Source organism: uncultured Porphyromonas sp. (assembly GCF_947254915.1).
Lineage (GTDB): Bacteria > Bacteroidota > Bacteroidia > Bacteroidales > Porphyromonadaceae > Porphyromonas.
Genome location: NZ_CAMYEZ010000017.1, coordinates 1 through 21,830, shown reverse-complemented (window position 1 = coordinate 21,830; position 21,830 = coordinate 1). Strand labels below are relative to the sequence as shown.

Sequence of the window (21,830 nt, the reverse complement as noted above, 5' to 3'; positions counted from 1 at the left end):
GAAACTTCGGAAGAAGCAAATCAAAGTTCCGAAGAATTTTTCGTTTCCTCGCTGAGCGATTCCAAACGCCTACCGAGCCATTTCGCAAATTCCTTGCTGGTACCCTCTAGAGTAGCCACAGGTGTGAGTCTACCTTTCCTCCCCGCTCCCCCACGACTACTCCTCTTTTTACTTACATTTGGACTCTGCAGACAGCGGGTTACTCATCAAATTTTTCAGAACTTAAGACTCCAAGGCTACTTCACTCTAAAAAACTATTTGTACCTTAGCGCGTCTTTTCCAAAATAGACATTTTTCACCACACTCCGCCAAATAGAACAGCTAAATATGAGCTAGACAACCACACCTCTACACATACGCTGAGAGGAGTCTAAGGCACCGTCTGCCCTAGAGACTCATCTAAAGCCTAGGTCAGTGATACAATTAGACATCAACTGTGGTTGTATCGCTCATTTCACATAGCCCTATAGGTTAATCCAAACGACTAATCACTAATCATAACTAATCATTAAGCAAAACACGATATGAAATCGTCGCTCACTCTTCGCACACTCTGTATGACCCTGATGCTACTTTTCAGTACGTCTGGGGCTTGGGCTGGTCACCATAACCTAAGATTAGATCATAAGGGGGGACAGCTTTTACGACAAGTTTTGTCAAATGGTGGGACATCTCTAAGAGGTGACTTCAAGTTACAAGAACAAATCAAAACTATAGGCTACAAGCCCTTTTCTCTTGTAGTAGACGGTGCGCTTGAGAGTTGCTTGGATCGCACGACTCTCCAAAAGAGGACTCTCTTAATACCTAAGGGGTCTAAGGATCTTTATGAACAAGCTGAAGCGTTTCAAGACTACTCTAACATTGTAGAGCCATCCACAGAGCAAAAACCTAGTGTAACCGTTGAGACCTCCTTGCCTATCGGGTCTAAGATCAAACTGAAGCTCAAGTACGTCGATGAGATAACTATTACGGGGCTAGAAGAAAAGCCTAGCAACAACCTAGAGCAAGAGTACACTATAACAGCGCAGTCAATTCTTATCAAGGGACTTCTCACCGAGCTCGAATGTACAGATGCTCAGATCACAAGCCTTAAGCTATCCAATTGCAACCAACTCTCCGTACTGGACTGTAGTAACAATCAGATTAAGGCACTAAACCTCCAAGAGGCTCCTCGCTTAGAAGTACTCATCTGCTCCAACAATCAAATTACTTCTTTAGACCTATCGGCAACACCAGACCTTAGCAAGTTGTGGTGTAGCAACAATAAGGGGATCCAGTCTCTAGACCTATCTCATACCACAAACCTCATTGCCCTCTGGTGCTACGGTTGTAGTCTCTCTGAACTAGATCTATCTGCTTGCACATCTCTAACAGGCATTGATTGTTCCAACAACAAGATATCCAAGCTCTCTCTAGGGAAAATAGACTACTTGACTAGAGTGGCTTGCTCAAACAATCAGATAAAGCAAATAGACCTAGCTGGAGTCCCCAATCTAGAGGAATTACTGTGTGGGAATAACAGCTTAGCCTCATTAGAGCTAGGTGCTGTCCCCTACTTAATAACGCTAAAGTGCCCAAACAACCAACTATCCACGCTAGACCTAACTCCGCTCCAGATGCTGAAGAACTTACACTGTCAAGGCAATCTACTAAGCAAACTAGATCTAAGCAAAAACAGAGCCCTCGAAGAGCTATACTGTTACGAAAACCAAATCAAAGGCGAGGAGATGACAGCTCTAGTGACCTCCTTGCACAAGATACCTCAGGATACCTATGAGAACTTGATGCTCATCAACAGCTCTGCACCTAAAGAGCTAAACCACCCAATGGTATCGGACATAGAACTAGCTAAAGCGAAGGGCTGGACTCCGAAGGATTTTCAAGGTGGCATCAACAATGGTGCTGGAGTGCCTTTTGAGGGGTTCACAAGTACGACTCAAATAACCCATAGAGATCGTCCTCAGGTGGCACTCCTTGCAGATCACACGCTTGTTATCACAGGAGCTGAGTCAGACACCGTGACACTATACGCTGTCAATGGTTCTATCTTATATTGCGCAGAGCCTTCTCTTGATGGGGAGCATCACATACAGCTCTCCAGTATGACTAGTCGCACGATCATTTTGCTCATTGGTTCTAACTCTTACAAGATTCTTGTACCCTAGTTTATGCTACGACATCATCTCGTATACACCCTCAGTCTCATAGCTACCCTATTCGTAGGGAGCTATGGGCTCTCTGCTCAGTCCATCCGCTTTACCACACTGCGAGAGCCAGGTGCGACCATTCAGCTCTCCATCGCCTATCAAGGTGAGATCACACTAAGCGGAGTCAAGGAGCACTACCCCTCTAGCAAGGAACCTCACGAGTACACGCTCTCAGCTCGTGAAGTCGTCATATCAGGTGACGTGCAGTCTCTGAGAGTCTCGCAAGCCGAGCCAACCTCTCTCACCATCACCGACTGTTCCTCTCTCGTAGAGCTTGACTGCGCTCAGAATAGTCTTACCTCCTTAGACCTAACCCAAGCTCCAGCTCTGACGAAGCTTGCCTGCTTCGCCAACGAGCTAACCCAAATCACCTTCCCTGTCAAGCCACTCTTGACACAGCTCAAGTGTACCAACAATCGGCTATCTATGCTAAACCTCTCCTCTATGACACATCTAGAGGAGCTGACCTGCTCAAACAATGAGCTGACAGCGCTAGATCTATCCGCCCTGGCACAGCTCAAGACGCTCAAGTGCTATAGAAACAAATTGCAGGAGCTTGACCTGCGCTCCTGCACTCTCCTAGAGAAGCTATGGTGCAGTGAAAACCTGTTACATAGCTTAGACCTATCAAACAATTCACAGCTAGAGGTTGTATGGTGCTATAAGAATCAGATAGCTCAACTGTCATACCGAGAGTTGCCCCAGTTGATTTGGCTACACTGTGAGGACAATCGCTTGGAGACACTTGACTGTAGCCATATGCCCCGACTGAACAAGCTAGCAGTCCATGGGAATAAGCTTCAAGACAAAGCTATGACCGACTTAGTAGCATCTCTTCCGAAGCGCACTGCTACTCTAGGAAGCTTCATTGCGGTTAATACACGAAACAAAGACGAGGAAAATGTCTGCACCACAACATCCGCTACACAAGCAACCCAAAAGGGATGGCAGGTTCTAGACTATTGTGGAGGAGCTAATGACCATCAAGGGATTCCATACGAGGGAGCTACTACAGCTATAGAAACCGTCTCCCAGACATCGTCCATACAGTTCCGATGGGATGGTGAGTCGCTGATTTTATTTGGACTGCCAGAGCATAGTGTAGTAATTCTCTACAACTTACGAGGAGAGTCTCTATACACAGGCAAATCATCACTCAGTGGCGAGCTCCTCATCCAGCTTCCCGAGCACATCTCGGGACCGTTGCTTCTAACTGTCAACACACAGCTAACTGCAAAACTATATCATCCGTAATCACAAACAAGTTAGGAAATAGTACACCATCTAGTCATTAGAGACTGTACTCTTTTACTAGGGGTTCGTATACATCCGACCGCAGTGGCAATTCGTATCGTGAGTTCTATTTGGCAGACTTGACTGGGTCACTTTTTTATTGGACAGCAATAAGTAAAGGGGAGATGGTATCGCTCATTTTAGTACCTTTGTCCCTATGAATGTGGATCTACAACAGGTGATGCAGCGCTTTGGCATCGTGGGACGCAATCCGAGCTTCCTACGAGCTATTGAGACGGCCGTACAGGTCGCCCCGACAGACCTATCTGTACTGGTGACTGGCGAGAGCGGTGTCGGCAAGGAGTTCTTTCCCAAGATCATACATGCCTACAGCCTCCGCAAGCATCAGGGCTATGTAGCGGTCAACTGTGGCGCTATCCCCGAGGGCACGATAGACTCTGAGCTCTTCGGTCACCGCAAGGGCTCCTTCACTGGCGCTATCTCTGACCGCAAGGGTTACTTTGAGGAGGCGGACGGTGGCACCATATTCCTGGATGAGGTGGGAGAGCTACCGCTCGCCACGCAGGCTCGTCTGCTCCGCGTGCTGGAGTCGGGAGAGTTTATCCCTGTAGGTGCTAGCAAGCCACTCAAGACTGATGTGCGGGTGGTCGCTGCAACCAACGTCAATATACAAGAAGCGATCGCTCGTGGACGTTTTCGCGAAGACCTTTACTATCGTCTCAGCACGGTCCCCATTGTGGTTCCCCCACTACGTAAGCGACAGGAGGATATAGTCCTGCTCTTCAAGCTCTTTGCTTCGCTCAGTGCCGAGAAGAACCAGATCCCCATGCTAGAGATCACGCCTGAGGCGGAGGAGCTCTTGAGGCGCTACCCGTGGCCAGGCAACATACGTGAGCTACGCAACCTGACTGACCGCATCAGCATCTTAGAGTATGACCGTCATCTGACGGCTGAGGACCTCCGTGGCTACCTGCCTGACAAGACACAAGAGCTGAGCACTTCGCTGGTTCCTGTGGGACGCCAGTCGGAGGAGCGTAGCTTTGCCAATGAGCGGGAGATACTCTATCAGGTGCTTTTTGATATGAAGCGAGACATCACCTCGCTCAAGCAAACCATCGCTACGATGCGCCAGGAGCCTCACTATGAGCCGATCCATACGACGCTAGTACCTACCGAGATGGAGCCTATGCATACCGATGCCGAAGAGGTGACCGAGCCTGACAGCGAACTCGTGGCGACACCTATGGAGGAGCCTCCCCTGCCAGATAAACCGATGACCATTGAAGAGGCGGAGCGCATACTCATCATGCGTGCCTTGGAGCGACACGGAGGCAATAAGACTGAGGCTGCCGAAGAGCTAAACATATCTCCACGCACGCTGTACCGCAAACTGCAGAGCTATGGGGAGGAGTAAGCTACTATATATAATAGGTGTCGTGATGCTTCTACTGATGGGGACGAGCTGCTCAATCAGCTATAAGTTCAACGGAGCCACCATTGACTACACCCGCATCAAGACTGTAACAATCGAGGACTTTCCCAATCAGGCTCCTCTAGTCTATCCGCCCCTGTCGCAGATGTTTTCGGAGCGCCTAAGGGAGCAGTTCAGACGCAACACACGTCTTGAACCAGTTCAGACGAATGGGGACTTGGTTCTTGAGGGGGCCATCGTAGGTTACGAGCTCACACCTATGGCTATGCAGGAGGATGCGCTCTCTGCGATGACACGCTTTACAATCACGGTCCGCGTCTCTTACACCAATATGGTGGATGAGAAAAAGAGTTTCTCAGGACGTACCTTTACCTCTTCGCAAGAGTTTGACAGCAACAACCTCTTCTCAGACATTCAGGAGGGGCTAGCTAATGAGCTGATTGATGATCTTGTCAAGCAGATCTTTAACGCCACGGTAGAGGACTGGTGATGGAGACGATGACGATAGACGAGCTGAATAGGCTGACGGCGCACCCTGAGGAGCTTAGTCGCCACACGCTCTCGCCACTGGCTGAGCTGGTGGAGACCTATCCCTATGCGCAGAGCATCGTCATGCTTTACCTGCTCAATCTGTCGATCCTGGGCGACCTGCGCTATGAGGCGGAACTACAACGCTGGGCACCCCACCTACCTAGCCGAGAGAAGCTCTACCTACTGGCACGACTACACATGCCCCTAGAGGACTTGACACCAGTGCTGGCGCACGATCCGTCGGACTCCTTTGCCCTCGTAGACCAATATCTGCGCAAAGTGGCTGAGCGTGAGGGTCCTCTCTCGAACGATCTGGAGTATGACTCTGCGGAGGCTCTCCCCACGGAGGAGCGCACCCCAGACTATTTCTCCGCAGCGGAGTACGAGTCGGCGCCTTCAGATATGACACTCTCAGGGCTAATCCCCACAGACTCCGCCGAGAGCGAGCCTGCACCAGCCCCTGCCCCACAACCTATCGTGACGTCCTCTGACGAATCAGAGCCGAGCGATATGCTTTTCACCGAAACTCTAGCCTCTATCTACATCAAACAGGGGCATTACGAGCGCGCAAAGCAAATTATTGAGGGGCTAAGCTTGAAGTTTCCAGAAAAAATTAGTTACTTTGCAGTTCAATTGGACTTTCTTGGGAAGCTAATCGACAACGCTTCTCATTCATAAATACGCATTCATAGAATAGTAGACATGCAAATCTTTCTAACCATCCTGATCCTCATCGCAGCTATCCTGCTGATTCTCATCGTCATCGTCCAGAACTCTAAGGGCGGTGGTCTAGCAGCAGGCTTCGGCGAAAGCAATAAGTACATGGGGGTACGCAAGACGACCGACTTCCTCGAGAAGGCAACATGGACGCTTGCAGGAGCTATGGTCGTGCTCAGCATTGCCAGCTCATTCTTCATCAAGCCCCAAGTACAGGGTAATCAGGGCGAGAGCTTCATTGAGAAGTCTCAGCAGAGTGAGCCCCTGCTACCACAGCAGCCAGAGGCTACGCTACCACTTCCAGGCGCTGGTGCTGCAGCTCCCGCAGCTGAGACTCCTGCCCCAGCTCCTGCTCCTGAGGCACAGCCCGAGGCTACGCAGCCCGCTGAGTAAAGCCTGTCCAGGCATCGCCAGCTAGGTAGCTCAGCTCGTCAGATATTGATGAGGGGAGGACTCACTCTTGTGTGGGTTCTTCCCTTGGTCGTGCCTCAAGGCTGACGCATTATATCTAGGTACTGCACAAACTACGCTTGACAACAAGTCTAGGATATGTGGATTGAGCTTGGTTTCATAGCGCTATCAATACTCATACATCTTCGCTAAGTCCGATATCTACCGAGGAATTTCCCAATAGCTCACGAGAAAACGAAAATTCTCCACGGAGCTGGGAAATGAAACTTCGGAAGAATGAAATGAAAGTTCGGAAGAATGAGATGAAAGTTCGGAAGAATTTTTCGTTTCCTCGCTAGATAATCCAGAATATCTACGGATGAATTTATTGATTTCCTTCATCTCTCGATTTCTGTCTTAGAGACGTAGATGCTCTCGTTCGCTATAATGCGACAGCCCTGGGTTGTGCCTACAAATGCAGAAGAAACTGTACCTTTGTAGCATAGCTTGTCGCTAGACGCAACAAGCACCTCACACGTAATCACTAAAGAATAGGTAATGCTTACCATCAAACAAATATTGGATGACCCTCAGGGAGTCATCGAGCGGCTCGCCGTCAAGCACTTTCCCGCTGAAGAGCCCATAGCAGCTATCATCGCTCAGGACAAGCTGAGACGCGACGCACAGCACAAGAAGGACGACAGTCTAGCTCAGCAGAAGCTCCTCTCACGCTCCATCGGTGAGAAGATGAAAGCGGGGGCCCGCGAAGAGGCTGAGCAGCTCAAAGCTGAGGTACAAACGCTCAAGGAGATCTCTAAGCAGGCCGAAGAGACCATGCGACAGGCTGAGGAGACCATGCGACAGCTCCTCCTATCCGTGCCTAATCTGCCACACCCCGACGTGCCTCACGGCACCTCTGCCGAGGACAACCTATGCGTAGCTACGGGTGGTGAGATGCCTCACCTAGAGGATACAGCCAAGCTACCACACTGGGAGCTGGCTAAGCAGTACGATCTCATAGACTTCGAGCTGGGAGTCAAGATCACGGGTGCAGGCTTCCCTGTCTACAAGGGCAAGGGAGCGAGACTACAGCGTGCCCTGATCAACTTCTTCCTCGACAGAGCCACCGCAGCGGGCTTTATGGAGGTGGAGCCACCTATCATGGTCAATGAGGCTTCTGGCATCGGCACTGGTCAGCTCCCCGACAAGGAGGGGCAGATGTACCACGCACAGCTGGACAACCTCTACCTCATCCCGACGGCCGAGGTACCTGTGACAAACATCTTCCGTGATGTCATCCTTGAGGCAGACCAGCTCCCTATCTGCTGCACCGCCTACACGCCTTGCTTCCGTCGTGAGGCGGGTTCCTACGGCAAGGACGTGCGCGGGCTCAACCGCTTGCATCAGTTTGACAAGGTAGAGATCGTCTCCATCGATCGCCCCGACCACTCGTGGCAGCAGCTCGACAAGATGATCGCACATGTCAAGAGCCTCGTCGAGGAGCTTGAGCTCCCCTATCGTATCCTTCGCCTCTGTGGTGGCGACCTGAGCTTTACGAGTGCGATGACTTACGACTTTGAGGTCTTCTCAGCTGCGCAGGAGCGTTGGCTTGAGGTGAGCTCTGTGTCCAACTTTGAGAGCTATCAGGCTAACCGCTTGATGTGTCGTTACCGTGACCCTGAGGAGGGGATAACCCTTTGCCACACGCTCAACGGTAGTGCCCTCGCTCTGCCACGCATTGTAGCTGCGCTTCTGGAGAACAATCAGACCCCCGAGGGCATTATCATCCCCAAGGCTCTGAGACCCTACACAGGCTTTGACAAGATAGACTAAGCATTCGCCCTTAACCCACACCCCCTATGGCTAAGAAAGGCAAGCAATCCGCCCGAGCGATCAACATACGCAACAAGCGCGCTACCTATGACTATGAGCTCCTCGACCAGTACACCGCAGGTATCGTACTCGTCGGCAGCGAGATCAAGTCTATACGTGCGGGCAAAGCGGCTCTCGTGGATAGCTACTGCTACTTCTCGCATGGGGAGCTGTGGATCAAGAATATGTATATAGCGGAGTACAGCTACGCTTCCTACAACAACCATGTGGAGCGACGGGAGCGTAAGCTACTACTCAACCGCAAGGAGCTACGCAAGCTCGAGGAGGAGATGAAGAACCCTGGGCAGACGATCATCCCCGTGCGTCTCTTCATCAACGAGCGCGGACTCGCTAAGCTAGTCGTTGCACTCGCTCGAGGTAAGAAGCAGTACGACAAGCGCGCCTCCATACGAGACCGCGAGGACAAGCGACGTCTGGAGCGTGCGATGCGCTTCTAACCTGCCATAACGAACAGATCCTAGCGAGGAGCATCATAGCAAGCATCTCATGATTCGCAAGCAAATAGGATAGTTCAACTAACGAAAGTGTGTTCTCTCAGACTGTATATGAGGCGTATTAAATTTGCATTTACAATTATCGCTTGTCTCTTGACAGCGTGTGCTCCTGTTTCGACCAATTTAGATCATCAGAGCAAGCCCGTCTCGGAGGTCACACGATTGGATAGTATTGCGATAACACTAGCTGAAATTAGAGCTTTAGATCAAGGGATTAGAGACAACTCCAACCTTTACCGGACAAACAGTCGGGCTTTCAAGCTCCATACTGATAGCCTCTGCTTTTCAAAGGCAATTTGGCTCATCGAGCATTATGGGTACATCAACGATTTGGGGAAGTACAACGACTCTTTCGGATACCTATTCGAAGCCCTGCCTGCCGTTTTACTACATAATCCTCAAAGGTTGATAGAGCCACAGACTTATGACTTATTGAAGCGAGAGGTGGAAGCAGGTAGACTACCTGCCGAATTTGTAGCCACCTTGCTTGATAAGTATTATGTGATGAAAGAGAAACGCACGCTGTACTTTTCGGAGTTTCGAAAGTGGTTACAACCGCCCTATCCTCAAAAGAGAGATCAAGCATTGTCTGACAGTCTCAGACAAGACTTAGGACTACCTGTGCTTCCAGATAGCCTATTCGTGTATTAGTGCTGTACATCCAGCTATACATGACTCCCCTTTCTGACTTTTATCGGCCAGCAATAAATCAAAAGGGGATTCCCCAGCCACTTACAGTAAGCGGTTGAGTCCCCTTTTTGGTTGTGTCTCTGGCTGTTGTCGGAAGCTGTCGTTTAGAGAGCGAATGGGTTACCACGCCATGCCAAAGACGAGCTGAGGCATACCCATAGAGACAAAGGTCGTGGTGTGATGATCTTTTGGTCCCACTTGTATCATACGAGAGCTGTATACATAGCCTAAACCTACATAATAGTGTCCGATGCTCTTACGCACGTCTACCGAGATATTTGACCCGAAGCCGTGCTGCAGATTGTTGAACGCATCGTAGTCGCCAAGTAGCGTAGCACTATCTTTCGTTTTGTCCCTAAAGAGCAGGGTATAGCCGATGGAGAGAGAGCCCTGAGCGCTCCAGCCTGAGCGACTGTCGCGCAGACTACTAAGGGCAATAGAGGGACCTATGAATAGTTGGTTGAGCAGGCGTTCCTTATGAGGGATCAGGGGCTGTGTACTCTTGAGCTCCATCTGAGTATATGAGAGTTCTCCGCCCACCTTCCAGTGGTTGTTCAGCCAACCGCTCACCTCCATAGAGGCATTAGCGACTATAGGCGATAGGAGATTATTGGTCGGGGTGACAATGCCAGCACCACCTCGTACGGTGTAGTCTAGGCTAGGTTTGTTTTGGGCATGAATTAGCGAGATGCTACAGAGGAGGACTAGAATGAGTAGTCCAGACTTGGTCCATTTACTTGTTTCCATTCCAATACAGATTGAGGTTTATGATATGAGAGTGGCTTACGTTTGGTCTTAAGTCAGCACCCCTTTGATAACGAAGTGGGGTCTACGCCATTCTTTCGAGTACAGCTAGTCATAGGTAATCGGATCTTGAAGAGCGACACACAGCCTCAGTGCCCTCAGTCAAGATGAAACGGAAGTATGCATCCTTTCGTTCCCTGCTCTAAAGGCGAAATTACAAAACTCTTTCGAAAGGAACAAGTGGCAACATTGTTTCGCTACACTCCGCTAGTCTTGTACCGCGTGTGAGCGTAGCGACTTCGAGCTCAACACACCACAAATGTTCCGATCGCGCTGGCTATCTAGCTGGAGTTTAGTCGTTTCGCTCGGAACAACCTTTGGGAGTAAATAAGAAACGGATTAACCGCCTTCTCGAGAAAGACGACTAATCCGTTTCTCTTGTTTTTGAGATAGCTGTACCCCAGTACGGTCTTTTAGAACTGGAGCATCCGCTCGATGGAGCGCCACGCCTTCTGACGGAGCTCTTCGTCGACATGCACCTCGTACTGCTCGTAGAGGAGTGCGTCGCGGAGTCCCTCGAGGGTGATCATCTTCATATATTCGCAAGTCTGATCGGGGAGGATCGGGATCAGCTCCGTGTCAGGATAGCGTCGGGTCATCTCGGCTAGGATCTCAGGCTCGGTAGCTATGACATACTGCTTGAGGTGAGACACACTGGGCTGCTTGATGATCGTAGTGGTAGAACCGATGATGCAACGAGGATTGTCGACGATAGACTGGTCGCTAGCCGCTACCGACTCAGGGTGTATCAGGATCTCCGCCTCGGGATAGCGATCCAGCATCGTATGAACCAGCTCGGAGGTGATCTCAGCGTGCACGTAGCAAGCGCCCTGCCATAGATCCATCTCCCGTCCCGTCACATTCATAATGTACTGTCCGAGGTTCTTGTCAGGACCAAAGAGGATTGGCTGGCCCGTGGGTAGAGCACGTACGATCTTCAGCGCATTAGCACTCGTCACACAGTAGTCGGTGACCGCCTTGACGGCCGCTGTCGTATTGACATAGCTAACCACAATGCCGTCGGGGTGCTTGACGCGCCAAGTGTTGATCCCCTCAGCGGTAGCTCCCTCAGCGAGGGTACAGCCAGCGTGTGGTACAGGACAGAGCACCTTCTTATTGGGCGAAATAATCTTTGCCGTCTCGCCCATGAAGCTTACCCCGCAAAAGACAATCATATCTGCGTCCGTCTGACCAGCGATCTGAGAAAGCGCCAGTGAGTCACCTAGGTGGTCTGCGATGCGCTGTATCTCAGGGCGAGCGTAGTAGTGCGCCAAGATGACCGCATTCTTCTGCTCCTTGAGCGTACGGATCTCTGCGTAGAGAGCCTCTATCTGTTGTTGTGTCATGTGTAAGTAGTCAGTTAGTGTGTAGTTGGTAGTGTGTGTGTAGGAGCGAAAGCCTCTCTACTGAATCGGCTTGATCTTCATACTAATGTCGAAAGCACGAACCGAGTGAGTCAATGCTCCTATACTAATGTAGTCCACGCCGATAGCAGCAACGGCAGCTAGGCGCTCGGCCGTCATATTGCCCGAAGCCTCCACTTCAGCTTGACCATCGATGAGTTCGACGGCACGACGCATCGTCTCCAGGTCCATATTGTCCAACATGATGATGTCAGCACCCGCGTCTATAGCCTCCTGCACCTCCTCCAGTGTAGAGGTCTCCACCTCAATACGTATAGAGATAGGTAGATGAGGACGCACCTCCTCCACGGCAGGCAAGATACCACCCGCCATGGCGATGTGATTGTCCTTGAGCATCACCATATCAGAGAGCGAAGCACGGTGATTCGTACCACCACCGTGGCGTACCGCCATCTTGTCCGTGAGTCGATGTCCAGGGACAGTCTTACGTGTGTCTAGGATACGCGTCTTGGTCCCTGCCACGCATTGCACACATTGGTACGTATAGGTGGCGATACCACTCATACGCTGGAGGAAGTTGAGCATGATACGCTCAGCCCGTAGCAGATCCGCATAAGGAGCCTCAATGGTGGCCAATATATCGCCCTTGCGTACCTCGTCGCCATCCTCATACTCTGATGTAAAGGTCATCTCCTCCTCTGGAGTGCACCGACAGAGGACCATATAAGCGACATCCAGACCAGAGATGATACCATCGTCCTTGGCTATCAGGGTGGCGATGGCTCGGTCGCTCTCGCTCAGTAGGTAACGTGTCGATAGGTCTCCCGTGGGAGCATCTTCACGATAAGCTAGCTCTATGAGGGTGGCAAACTCCTCGCTGTTGTATATATCAGTCATACCTCTTGTGTGCTAATTGATTGGTTGATGTGTTATCTGCCCATTGAGGAGCCTCGTTCGATAAGCTTCACTCTCAGGCAATGTCTCTGTGTAGTCGCTTCGGTAGTGACCTCCACGGCTCTCCTCACGCAGTAGTGCAGCGTGAGCCATCATGTGCGCCACCTCTACACGTCTGCGGGTCATGTAGGCGTGGATACTATGCTGCGCATCCTCTGCCAGCATATCGGAGAGATGCTGTAGCGCTTGTAGTGCTTCGGTCAGACCCGCCTTAGAGCGGATGATCCCCACCTTGCTCATCAAGATGTCGCCTATCTGTCGATTGATCTTTGCCTGCTGCTCTAGCGCATAGAGCTGCTCTTTGTCTAGGTTCCACGACAGGTCGGGGAGGTTCGTCGGGGTCGCAAGCGCTGCAGTCTCAGTAGGCGTGGTCTGGTGTGCGATCGCATAGTTAGCGATCCGCTTGCCGAAGACGATACACTCAATGAGCGAATTGGAAGCCAAGCGATTGGCGCCCATGACTCCCGTCGAGGAGACCTCTCCGACAGCATATAGTCCAGGTAGACGAGTGCATCCGTTAAGATCCACGCCGATACCCCCCACCGTGTAGTGCGCTGCGGGAGCCACCGGTATCTCGTCCGTTATGTCTAGTCCCAGCTGGCGACAGTGCTCCGTGATGGTGGGGAAGCGCTGTAGCAGTCGCTTCGGGTCAATGTGTCTCAGCCTCAGCCGTACGTGGTCACTACCCTCCTCCTGCATCTTGAGGAAGATGCTACGCGCCACCACATCTCTCGGAGCCAGCTCCGCAAGGGGATGTAGCGCCGGCATAAAGCGTTCACCGTGCTTGTCCACAAGGTAAGCGCCCTCGCCACGTACCGCCTCACTAATGAGAAAAGAAGCGTACCCTGGCAGATAGAGAGCTGTGGGGTGAAACTGGATAAACTCCAAGTCCATCAGCTCGGCACCCACTTCGCTGGCCAACCACAAGCCATCGCCCAGAGCCGTAGGAGGGTTGGTCGTGGGATAGTAAAGCGCCGCCGCCCCGCCTGTGGCTAGTACGACAGCCGATGCGAGGATCGTGTCGTAGTGATGTGCGCGCTCATCATAGGTCACTAGTCCCTGACAGTGCGACCCATCAGCCGAGCGTAGTACCTGCACGGCACTGTGATGGTCGAAGATCGTGATGTGCTGCGCCTTCCTGACCTGCTCAATCATAAAGGTAGTCACCATCCGTCCCGTAGCATCGCCACCAGCGTGGAGTATGCGACGATGGTGATGCCCCCCCTCTAGACCGAGGGCTAGATGACCATCCTCGCTGTCGAAGGTCATACCCATCTGGATCAACTCATTGATCCGATCGGGAGCTTCGTCCGTCAGCACCTTGACCGCCTCGGGGATGCAGAGCCCACGCCCCGCTACGATCGTGTCCTCGTAGTGATCCGTCGGCGAGTCCTGCTGGTCGGTGACAGCAGCCATCCCCCCCTGTGCATAGTAGGAGTTGCTCTCCTCGATGGTGCGTCGAGCGATGAGGGCTACCGAGCCATGCTGCGCTAGAAAGTAAGCACAGTAGAGCCCCGCTAGGCCACCACCTATGATGATGTAATCATATCGCTGAGGAGATTGTTGCAGTTTCATATTCCCATTATTGCCCGTTAAGTCGTACTGCGCAGAGTCTGTAGCTATATCCCGCAGAGTACTATTGCGGTGGCAAATGTAGTGAAATAATTCTTACCAACGAGCGACTACGGCACCACTAGCATATATTTCGCCACAAAAGCATATGAATTTGCAAAGCTCACAAAGCAATTACACTTACACAACTAACTTTCTGACACCTACGCAGAGCATTTCGCAAAGTTCAAAGAATTAGCCGACAGCTTCGCCTCTGGGAGTCCCTCCAGAGCTACACTCGATCACCAATCAAACCGAGTAGAGACCTTGATAAGTAATCCATGCAGTGGTCTCAGATGTAGCTTGATATGGGGACTCACCAGAAGGAAGTCTATCCTAGGGGCAAATGAATTGCTGTAGCTAAGCTCCCTTCTTGGCTTGTCTCTTGCGATGCCATGCGAGATAGCCACCTATCAGGAGGAAGGTGACGAGGATGGCGATCATCTCGCCCACATGGTCTAGCGGAGCGATCCAGATCTCGTTAAAGAGGTTGTTGCGCCCCAGTATCTCGACAGGCGTCCAGAGGACGATGACCGCAGGGATCGCCATACGTATGTTAGCGCCCCACTGCTTGCGAGCGAGTTGCTTGCGAAAGATGAAGAAGAAGCTGATGAAGCACCCCACCCCCACGGCGATAGTCACTGGATGGCTCTGCCCGAGGAAGCGCGGATCATAGCAAAACATCAGCAGCAAGTAGCAGGTCCACAGGAGCATCATCGTCTCCATAAAGGTCACCATAGCAGGGTGACGTGTCATGCCCGAGCGCACCACGATGTCACGCTTCTTGCCAAGGAGCACCCGCTGACACCAGAGCATAAAGTTGCACCCCGTACGTACATTAAATATATAGAGTAGCATGATCGACACCCAGAAGCCAAACGACGCCGGCATCAGTAGGTACTCAGGTCTGGTCACGACGATATCCTTGATATCATGCATGTGCTGTACAGGTACGCCGTCGATAGACAAGACAGGATTTGTCGCAATCCCCTGCACATAGGTCGTTGTAGTGGTTATGACCCCATTGAGGATCTCTGGGTGTGCGCCAAAGCGCTGAGCGTAGTACATAAAGAGGAACTCGACCCAGCCAGTCCACAGGAGCAGCCCCCCGATGAGTCCGCAGAGCGTCTGAGGAGTATCTTTCTTAGCAAAGACGCCACACACAGCGATTGCTAGTCCTAGTAGCCCCAGCCCGAAAGCGCTATAAGGCAGTACGGCAGGCGCTATCAGGAGCTCCATAAGGATCATAAATGCGTGTCCTAGAGGCATCAAGCATAAGACAAGAAGGAAGGAGAGCAGAGACTGCTTCCAGGCAAGCTTAGGCTGCAAACTTGATGATTGCGTAGAGGTGTTCATATGATTGTACAGTAGTTTGATATGAATAACGACGCAAATGTACGAAACTATTTCGATATACGAATATTTTCGTACTAAAATAATCCTTTCTTCGCAAGAATTACTCCTCGGCGAAGAGGTCGTTCATAGTAACCTCCGAGGAAATCAAAGGATTCCTCCGTGGGGATCTTTGATTTTCCAGTGAGGGACGGAGAAATTCTTCGGAACTTTGAAATCCTTCTTCCGAAGTTTCATTTCATTCTTCCGAACTTTTATTTCCCAGTTCCGTGAAGAATTTTCGTTTCCTCCCTGGAGATTCCCAAATTCTCACCGAGGGAGCTATCTCGGACACGAAAAGATGACCGTCCTCTCTCCCATCCGTTGACTTGATTTTACTACCTTTGCGTATGACATCTAGAGCGCTACGACTATGCAACACCTTACCATAAGAGCCATCCTACTGCCCCTCCTGCTACTCCTAGGGGCGGTCTGTGCGACAGCACAAGTGCGCGCCATCACCAGCGATGGGGATCAGGTCATACTCTACCCCAATGGCACCTGGGAGTACCTCAATAGTCGCCCCGCCCCCCACCAAGAGCCCTCGACAACTATCGGTGCCGGGGCTTCGGGCAAGCGTGTCGGCATACTACTCAATAGGCAGCTACTCTTTGTGCTCAGAGAGGGACAGCTAGAGGACCTCTTCATCTACGACTCGAGAGGACAGCTCGTCTACTCCTACCGTGAGGGCGTCTACCAGATCCCCTACGGGTGGCGAGTAGAGTACGAGCCACTCTCCGAGCGTGTGCGCCAGTTCGGCCCCTACCGGTTTAGATACCAGCTACTCTCGGAGCGGCTAGAGCAGGTTGGAGCCTGCAAGATTGAGTACGAGCTCCTCTCGGAGCGTATCAGGAGGATCGGAGACTACAGCATCAGATACGACCTTCTCTCCAACCGCATCACCGAGATCGGCGACATACGGATCGAGTACGACCCCTTCACAGAGCGCATCAGAGGGGTCCGTGGCACAGCGCCAGGCGTTAACATCCGACTCATGCGTGATGGCGGTGGCCGTCCACAACCCTTTCTGTAGCACTACCTTCATTGATAAACTTCTGCGGTTCTCAACTTCACAGTCCTTCGCCTGCAAAGAACTAAAGAACCGAGGGACAACCATCTAAATATCACATGAAGCGATCAATACAAATGCGACTGAGCAATATCTGGAGGCGTATGCGGGAGCAGACCTTTCTTACTCTCTTTCTTCCCCTTATGCAGTTGTTTTTGCTCTGTCTATACCTGTACACATCTGATCAAATGATCGATGGAGCAATCTTGGTCAATTGGCTCGGTGGGAGTGTGCTCCTTGTAGGGAGTTGCGTACTGCTCGTCTCTCTACCTCAGCGTAAGTTGATACGCTATGGACTATCAGGTGTCGTAGTCTTGCTCCTCTCACTCCTCTTCATATATGAGTACTACCTAATTACCGATGTGCAAGTGCTTTTCAACGACAGCGTTGCACTACAGTACCGTCAGCTCCCTGGCGAAGGAGTGGATAGTCGTCTACTCCTCAGCTCCATCCCCCCGATGAGCTGGCTTAAAGCGACTGGCTGGTTACTCCTCCTAGCCCTTTCATCCTATGGTGCTATATGGCTCTATCACTATCGTAGAGAAGCACTCCGCCCCTGGCGTCTGATCGCCTGCATCTTACTACTTGCTGTACCCACATATATAGTAGTCACAGTGCGGGCTCAACGAGATGTCGATGTCAGGCTACAAGAGTCTTATGATTATTACCGCTCGGCTGATATGGTTAATAGGTATATAGCCACGACTCGTGGAGGACTAAAGACCGTACGCCACGCCAAGGAGAAACTGGCTTACCTAAGAAATAACCTTCCAAAAGTGACGCTCACCAATCAAGTCCGCTCACCTCACAATGTCGTCGTTATCATGGGCGAGTCTTTACGTCGGCTGGATATGCACTGCTACGGCTATCCACTCGAAGATACACCCCATCTAGACTCTCTCGTACAGGCTGGTAGTCTCATACTATACGACGATGTAGTCTCTTGCGCCCCTACGACGCTTTTATCTCTGCGCAAGGTTTTCTCCATCAGAGATGTGAGCAACCCTAATCAACCTTGGGATGAGACATCAACACTCCCTCTAGCCTTCTCACAAGCAGGTTATCGCACTTACTGGGCAACCAATCAAGAGGTGGCTGGAGAGTATATGACAGACATTACGGTTATAGCAAACACCTCAGACACGCTGGCTAGCACGGATATGCTTGACTCTACCGTCTCCTGGCTGTGGGATAGAGGTCCCAAAAACAAGAAGCATGATGAGCAGATCCTCCCTCTACTGCAAGACTACAAGACAATTGCAATGAAAGGAAAAGAGAATCTATTCACCCTAGTCCACCTAATGGGTAGTCATATTGACTATAAAGATCGTTACCCCGAGCAGTTTAGAGTATTTAAGGCACAAGACATACTCCCTATAGAGCCTCACCTCCTATCCAAAGAAGCGGAGAAGTCAGCTCACTATATAAACTCTGTACTGTACAATGATTGGATCGTTAACGAGATCATCCGTTACTACAGTCACACTTCCTCAATTGTCATATACATGTCCGACCATGCAGTAACTCGCTACGATGATCCTCTGGAGCCTCACAGTACTGCCCATAGCATGACACAGAGTTCGCTCTCCATCCCTTTTATGGTATATATGTCAGATCAATTTATGGCAGAGAATCCAGACATTGTAAAGCTCATCAAGGGAGCCTGTCATAGACCTTTCATAACGAATCTCTTCACCAACTCACTGCTTGGCCTAATGGGGATACAAGTTCCTTACTCCTCCCCCCAGATAGAACTTTGGTCTGCTCAGTATGACGTCACTCGCCCTCGAGAGGTGCATGAGTGGGGCGAGGAGATAACATTCGAACCTAAATACCCTAGCCAGATACAATGAATAGACTAAGCAATTACGCTCAGGGCGTAGTAAATCGATTACCTCAGTTATCGTGGTTACCGCTCTTCATCATAGGAATCTTATGGCTTAATGGACGCATTGTAGGGTCTGTGCTATACAGTTCTGGCGGATACCTATCTCTAGAAAACTGGCGACTGCTATGTAATATGCTGGGTATAGCCCTCACAGGCTGGCTTCTCACGGCATTGATACCATGGCGAGTGGTCAGAAGGATATGGATAGGAGTCCTCTTGGGGGGACTCTTGGTGATGCACCTCACAGATTGGTTTCTAGTAGAGACCTATCAGATGCCATTCAACGATGTAGTTATAGAGCCACTGATGGCGACTAATCCAGAGGAGGCACAAGGTTTCCTAGCATCTATGCATCTAGATTGGCTATCGTTACTTAGTGAGTGTGCCCTACTGACACTTGCTCTAGCCCTCTCAATCGCTCTCCCATACGCTATTAGGAAGCTTCACAAGTTGAGCACCCAGTCGAAGCACTTCCATCGTGGAGTGCAATGGGCTGTGGGTGCTATCCTCCTAACCGTGAGCATCTCTCATATTGTAAACATGATAAGCCACTACAACCATAATGATCCGATCTATGAGAGACTCACCTCGACAGAGCGGGTCTGCGTGGCGCAAGGCTTAGTGCAGCGACAGATAGCGCAGAGTGGTCTGAACTACCATATCACACAACCCAAAGCGGGATCAGTCTCTCCAAGTGTACTGCAAAAGGAGCCACACAACGTAGTAATCGTATGGGTTGACGAACTTTACTCGCAATTGATGCATTGCTATGATCCTCACATAGATGAGAATACTCCAATCCTAGATAAGTTAATAGCCACAGGCTCCATTCTTCGCTCGGATAGTACTTATGCAGCTTCTGACAATCCAGGACTATCCAAGGCTTGGACTTTTAGTCTTTGCCCTAAAGAATCTACAGTAAGCTGGGATAGATACCCCTCTATCTATGGCATCCTACGAGAAGCTGGCTATGACACCTACTGGGTGAGCAATTATCCTCGAGTAAGTATAGGTCTAGACGTAACGCCTCAGTTAGTCTTAGACTGCAATCGCTCCTACCACACCAATCTACGGACAGGGCTAGAGACAACGACAGCGCGCCCTACCTACGATGGGGATGTGCTAAAGCATTTACACCAAGCAGAGCAGCTTCCTCTCGTCTCCACTATACATCTAGTGGGTAGTGCCACCAACATCTGGTTTAGAGTTCCTGAGGAGTTTGCCACTTTTAATCGAAATACCATTGGTCCACCCACGGAGATCGATGGCGACAGCAAGGATAACCTAGCTAAGTACTACAACTTAGTCTCCTATGAAGATTATATCTTTAAGAAGATAATTGATTACTATGCTGAGACGCCTTCAGTTATTCTCTTTCTTTCTACGTCTGGGACCTTTGGCGAGTGGTATCCATACCGATCCGATCAGATTCCTAAAGAAAGAATCGGACAAGCACTTTTCCTAGCCTACGTATCGCCTCGTATGGAGAGCGCTCATCCGAGGATTAAGGCTTATCTAGAAGAGCTGTGCACCAAGCCATTTAACCTTGGAGAATTTGCTCCACAGCTCTGTAAGCTACTCGGGATTAGTCACCAACCATAAACTCATGCTGACCCAAGAACTGGAACAGACCCTGGACGCCTTCATGGAGCACCTGCGACTAGAGCGCAATGCCTCTCCGCTCACGCTCACCACCTATCGTCCTGCCATCGAGTCCTATATGGAGAGCGCACTAGAGCTGGCTACCGATGAGTGGAGCCCCAGTGATGCCGATCGAGACCTCGTACGCAACTGGATTATGCAGCAGATGGACGATGAGCTAACCAGCACAACGGTCAATAAGAATCTGAGTGCCGTGCGCTCATTCTATAAGTATCTCCAGCTACGAGGCCACGTCACCAGCAACCCCACACGCTATCTGAAGGGACCCAAGCGAGAGCACACGCTACCCTCCTTCCTCACGCAGGCGCAGATTGAAGAGGCTCTTGCGACAATCCCCATAGAGCCAGACAACTTCCTCTCTGTGCGTGACCGACTAATCATAGAGACCATCTACCAGACAGGCTTGCGTCGTGCCGAGGTAGCTAGCCTGGAGACTCAGCAAGTAGACCTCACGGCCATGTCGCTACGTGTCGTAGGCAAGGGGCGCAAGGAGCGAATAGTGCCCTTCGGTATGGACCTTAGAGAGAAAATGCAAGATTATATCACCTTGCGAGACCACAAGGTTGGCACATCTCAATATTTTTTTGTTACTTTGAGGTGCAGACCGCTCTCAGGAGCTGACGTCTATCAAGTGGTACACAAAGCACTCAGCGTAGTGCCTGGATTGCCACGCAGAGGAGCCCACACGCTGAGACACTCCTTTGCCACTGAGATGCTCAATGCTGGGGCCCCTATCACCTCCATCAAAGAGCTCTTAGGTCATAGCAATCTAGAGACGACCACTAGATACACCCACACATCCTTCGAGCAACTCAAACAATTGTATCACGCTCACCCTAGAGCACAAAGTCAAGTATCATCTATGATTAACGTTCACATCCAGTCTCTACAGTTTGATGCCAGCGACGCTCTCCAAGAGTTCGCTAAGAAGAAGATAGATCGTCTTGCACGCTTTGACGACACCATTAGCAAGGCTGAGATAACCCTACGGCTAGACAAGTCTGATGCTACGCATGGCAAGATAGCCGCTATTCGTCTCTTTGTCCCAGGGTATGACCACTACGCAGAGAAGGGTGCGACTACCTTTGAGGAGGCTATTGATGAGGCTATCGATGCACTCAAGCGTCAGATAGACCGAGCCAAAGAAAACAAATAGTAGAAAGGTGAGTAAGTAGATAGTGGACCACGACTAGTTTTCGGTGGTTAGTGGCTAGTCTGTGTATGGTGGGATCACGCCATCCACTATCTACGTCTCTCTTCAGTTACCGATACCCCACACGGAGGAGTCACTTCGGAGAAGATAATTCGCCCAAAAGTTTTGGTATTTCCAAAATAGTTCGTATATTTGCACCCAGTTTGTGATGCCATCTACCCATCTGAGGGTTTTCAAAGGGGAGTAGCAATGCAAGCAAAGGACTCAAAAGGGCAGTTACCAGAGTGGCCAAATGGGGCTGACTGTAACTCAGCTGGCGTAAGCC

Annotated in this window: 17 protein-coding genes; 12 read left to right on the top strand and 5 right to left on the bottom strand. The window is 50.7% G+C overall.

Annotated elements, in window-relative coordinates:
- The first annotated feature begins 911 nt into the window (after positions 1-911).
- From Q0X57_RS02270 to smpB, 8 genes are all read left to right on the top strand, one after another.
- A complete protein-coding gene (locus tag Q0X57_RS02270) occupies positions 912-2,165 on the top strand; it encodes a leucine-rich repeat domain-containing protein (RefSeq protein ID WP_297727024.1) in 1,254 nt (417 codons plus the stop codon).
- Positions 2,166-2,168: 3 nt separating this feature from the next.
- Positions 2,169-3,461: a hypothetical protein gene (locus Q0X57_RS02265; RefSeq protein ID WP_297727021.1), complete on the top strand. Its 1,293-nt coding sequence runs from the start codon at positions 2,169-2,171 to the stop codon at positions 3,459-3,461.
- Between the two features lie 196 nt (positions 3,462-3,657).
- The gene (locus Q0X57_RS02260; RefSeq protein WP_297727018.1) at positions 3,658-4,875 is read left to right on the top strand and encodes a sigma-54 dependent transcriptional regulator; all 1,218 of its coding nucleotides are present in this window, start codon (positions 3,658-3,660) and stop codon (positions 4,873-4,875) included.
- Positions 4,862-5,383 carry an LptE family protein gene (locus Q0X57_RS02255; protein ID WP_297727015.1) on the top strand — a complete coding sequence of 174 codons (522 nt, stop codon included), beginning with the start codon at positions 4,862-4,864 and terminating at the stop codon, positions 5,381-5,383. Before Q0X57_RS02260 ends, Q0X57_RS02255 begins: the two co-directional genes overlap by 14 nt.
- Positions 5,384-5,391: 8 nt before the next feature.
- A complete protein-coding gene (locus tag Q0X57_RS02250) occupies positions 5,392-6,102 on the top strand; it encodes a hypothetical protein (RefSeq protein WP_297727012.1) in 711 nt (236 codons plus the stop codon).
- 24 nt (positions 6,103-6,126) lie between these two features.
- Positions 6,127-6,534 carry a preprotein translocase subunit SecG gene (gene secG / locus Q0X57_RS02245; protein WP_297727009.1) on the top strand — a complete coding sequence of 136 codons (408 nt, stop codon included), beginning with the start codon at positions 6,127-6,129 and terminating at the stop codon, positions 6,532-6,534.
- A gap of 555 nt (positions 6,535-7,089) precedes the next feature.
- On the top strand, positions 7,090-8,364 hold the full coding sequence (serS, locus tag Q0X57_RS02240) for a serine--tRNA ligase (protein WP_297727006.1): 1,275 nt from the start codon (positions 7,090-7,092) through the stop codon (positions 8,362-8,364).
- A gap of 26 nt (positions 8,365-8,390) precedes the next feature.
- Positions 8,391-8,861: an SsrA-binding protein SmpB gene (gene smpB / locus Q0X57_RS02235; protein WP_007365298.1), complete on the top strand. Its 471-nt coding sequence runs from the start codon at positions 8,391-8,393 to the stop codon at positions 8,859-8,861.
- A gap of 867 nt (positions 8,862-9,728) precedes the next feature.
- Here the strand turns inward: smpB and Q0X57_RS02230 are convergent.
- The 5 genes from Q0X57_RS02230 to Q0X57_RS02210 all read right to left on the bottom strand — a co-directional run bounded on the left by Q0X57_RS02230 (position 9,729) and on the right by Q0X57_RS02210 (position 15,697).
- Positions 9,729-10,355 carry a hypothetical protein gene (locus tag Q0X57_RS02230; protein WP_297727001.1) on the bottom strand — a complete coding sequence of 209 codons (627 nt, stop codon included), beginning with the start codon at positions 10,353-10,355 and terminating at the stop codon, positions 9,729-9,731.
- A gap of 470 nt (positions 10,356-10,825) precedes the next feature.
- The gene (gene nadA, locus Q0X57_RS02225; RefSeq protein ID WP_007365296.1) at positions 10,826-11,758 is read right to left on the bottom strand and encodes a quinolinate synthase NadA; all 933 of its coding nucleotides are present in this window, start codon (positions 11,756-11,758) and stop codon (positions 10,826-10,828) included.
- Positions 11,759-11,815: 57 nt separating this feature from the next.
- On the bottom strand, positions 11,816-12,673 hold the full coding sequence (nadC, locus tag Q0X57_RS02220) for a carboxylating nicotinate-nucleotide diphosphorylase (RefSeq protein WP_297726998.1): 858 nt from the start codon (positions 12,671-12,673) through the stop codon (positions 11,816-11,818).
- A gap of 12 nt (positions 12,674-12,685) precedes the next feature.
- Positions 12,686-14,305, bottom strand: coding sequence for an L-aspartate oxidase (nadB, locus tag Q0X57_RS02215; RefSeq protein ID WP_297726995.1), 1,620 nt, complete (start codon positions 14,303-14,305; stop codon positions 12,686-12,688).
- A gap of 396 nt (positions 14,306-14,701) precedes the next feature.
- On the bottom strand, positions 14,702-15,697 hold the full coding sequence (locus Q0X57_RS02210) for a hypothetical protein (RefSeq protein WP_297726992.1): 996 nt from the start codon (positions 15,695-15,697) through the stop codon (positions 14,702-14,704).
- Positions 15,698-16,106: 409 nt separating this feature from the next.
- On the opposite strand from Q0X57_RS02210, the gene Q0X57_RS02205 reads away from it, so the two are divergent.
- The 4 genes from Q0X57_RS02205 (at position 16,107) to Q0X57_RS02190 (ending at position 21,508) form a co-directional block, all read left to right on the top strand.
- The gene (locus Q0X57_RS02205; protein WP_297726989.1) at positions 16,107-16,766 is read left to right on the top strand and encodes a hypothetical protein; all 660 of its coding nucleotides are present in this window, start codon (positions 16,107-16,109) and stop codon (positions 16,764-16,766) included.
- Positions 16,767-16,945: 179 nt separating this feature from the next.
- A complete protein-coding gene (locus tag Q0X57_RS02200; protein WP_297726986.1) occupies positions 16,946-18,655 on the top strand; it encodes a phosphoethanolamine transferase in 1,710 nt (569 codons plus the stop codon).
- A complete protein-coding gene (locus Q0X57_RS02195) occupies positions 18,652-20,292 on the top strand; it encodes a sulfatase-like hydrolase/transferase (protein ID WP_297726983.1) in 1,641 nt (546 codons plus the stop codon). The genes Q0X57_RS02200 and Q0X57_RS02195 overlap by 4 nt, the downstream gene beginning before the upstream one ends.
- A gap of 4 nt (positions 20,293-20,296) precedes the next feature.
- Positions 20,297-21,508 carry a tyrosine-type recombinase/integrase gene (locus Q0X57_RS02190; RefSeq protein WP_297726980.1) on the top strand — a complete coding sequence of 404 codons (1,212 nt, stop codon included), beginning with the start codon at positions 20,297-20,299 and terminating at the stop codon, positions 21,506-21,508.
- Positions 21,509-21,830 lie beyond the last annotated feature (322 nt).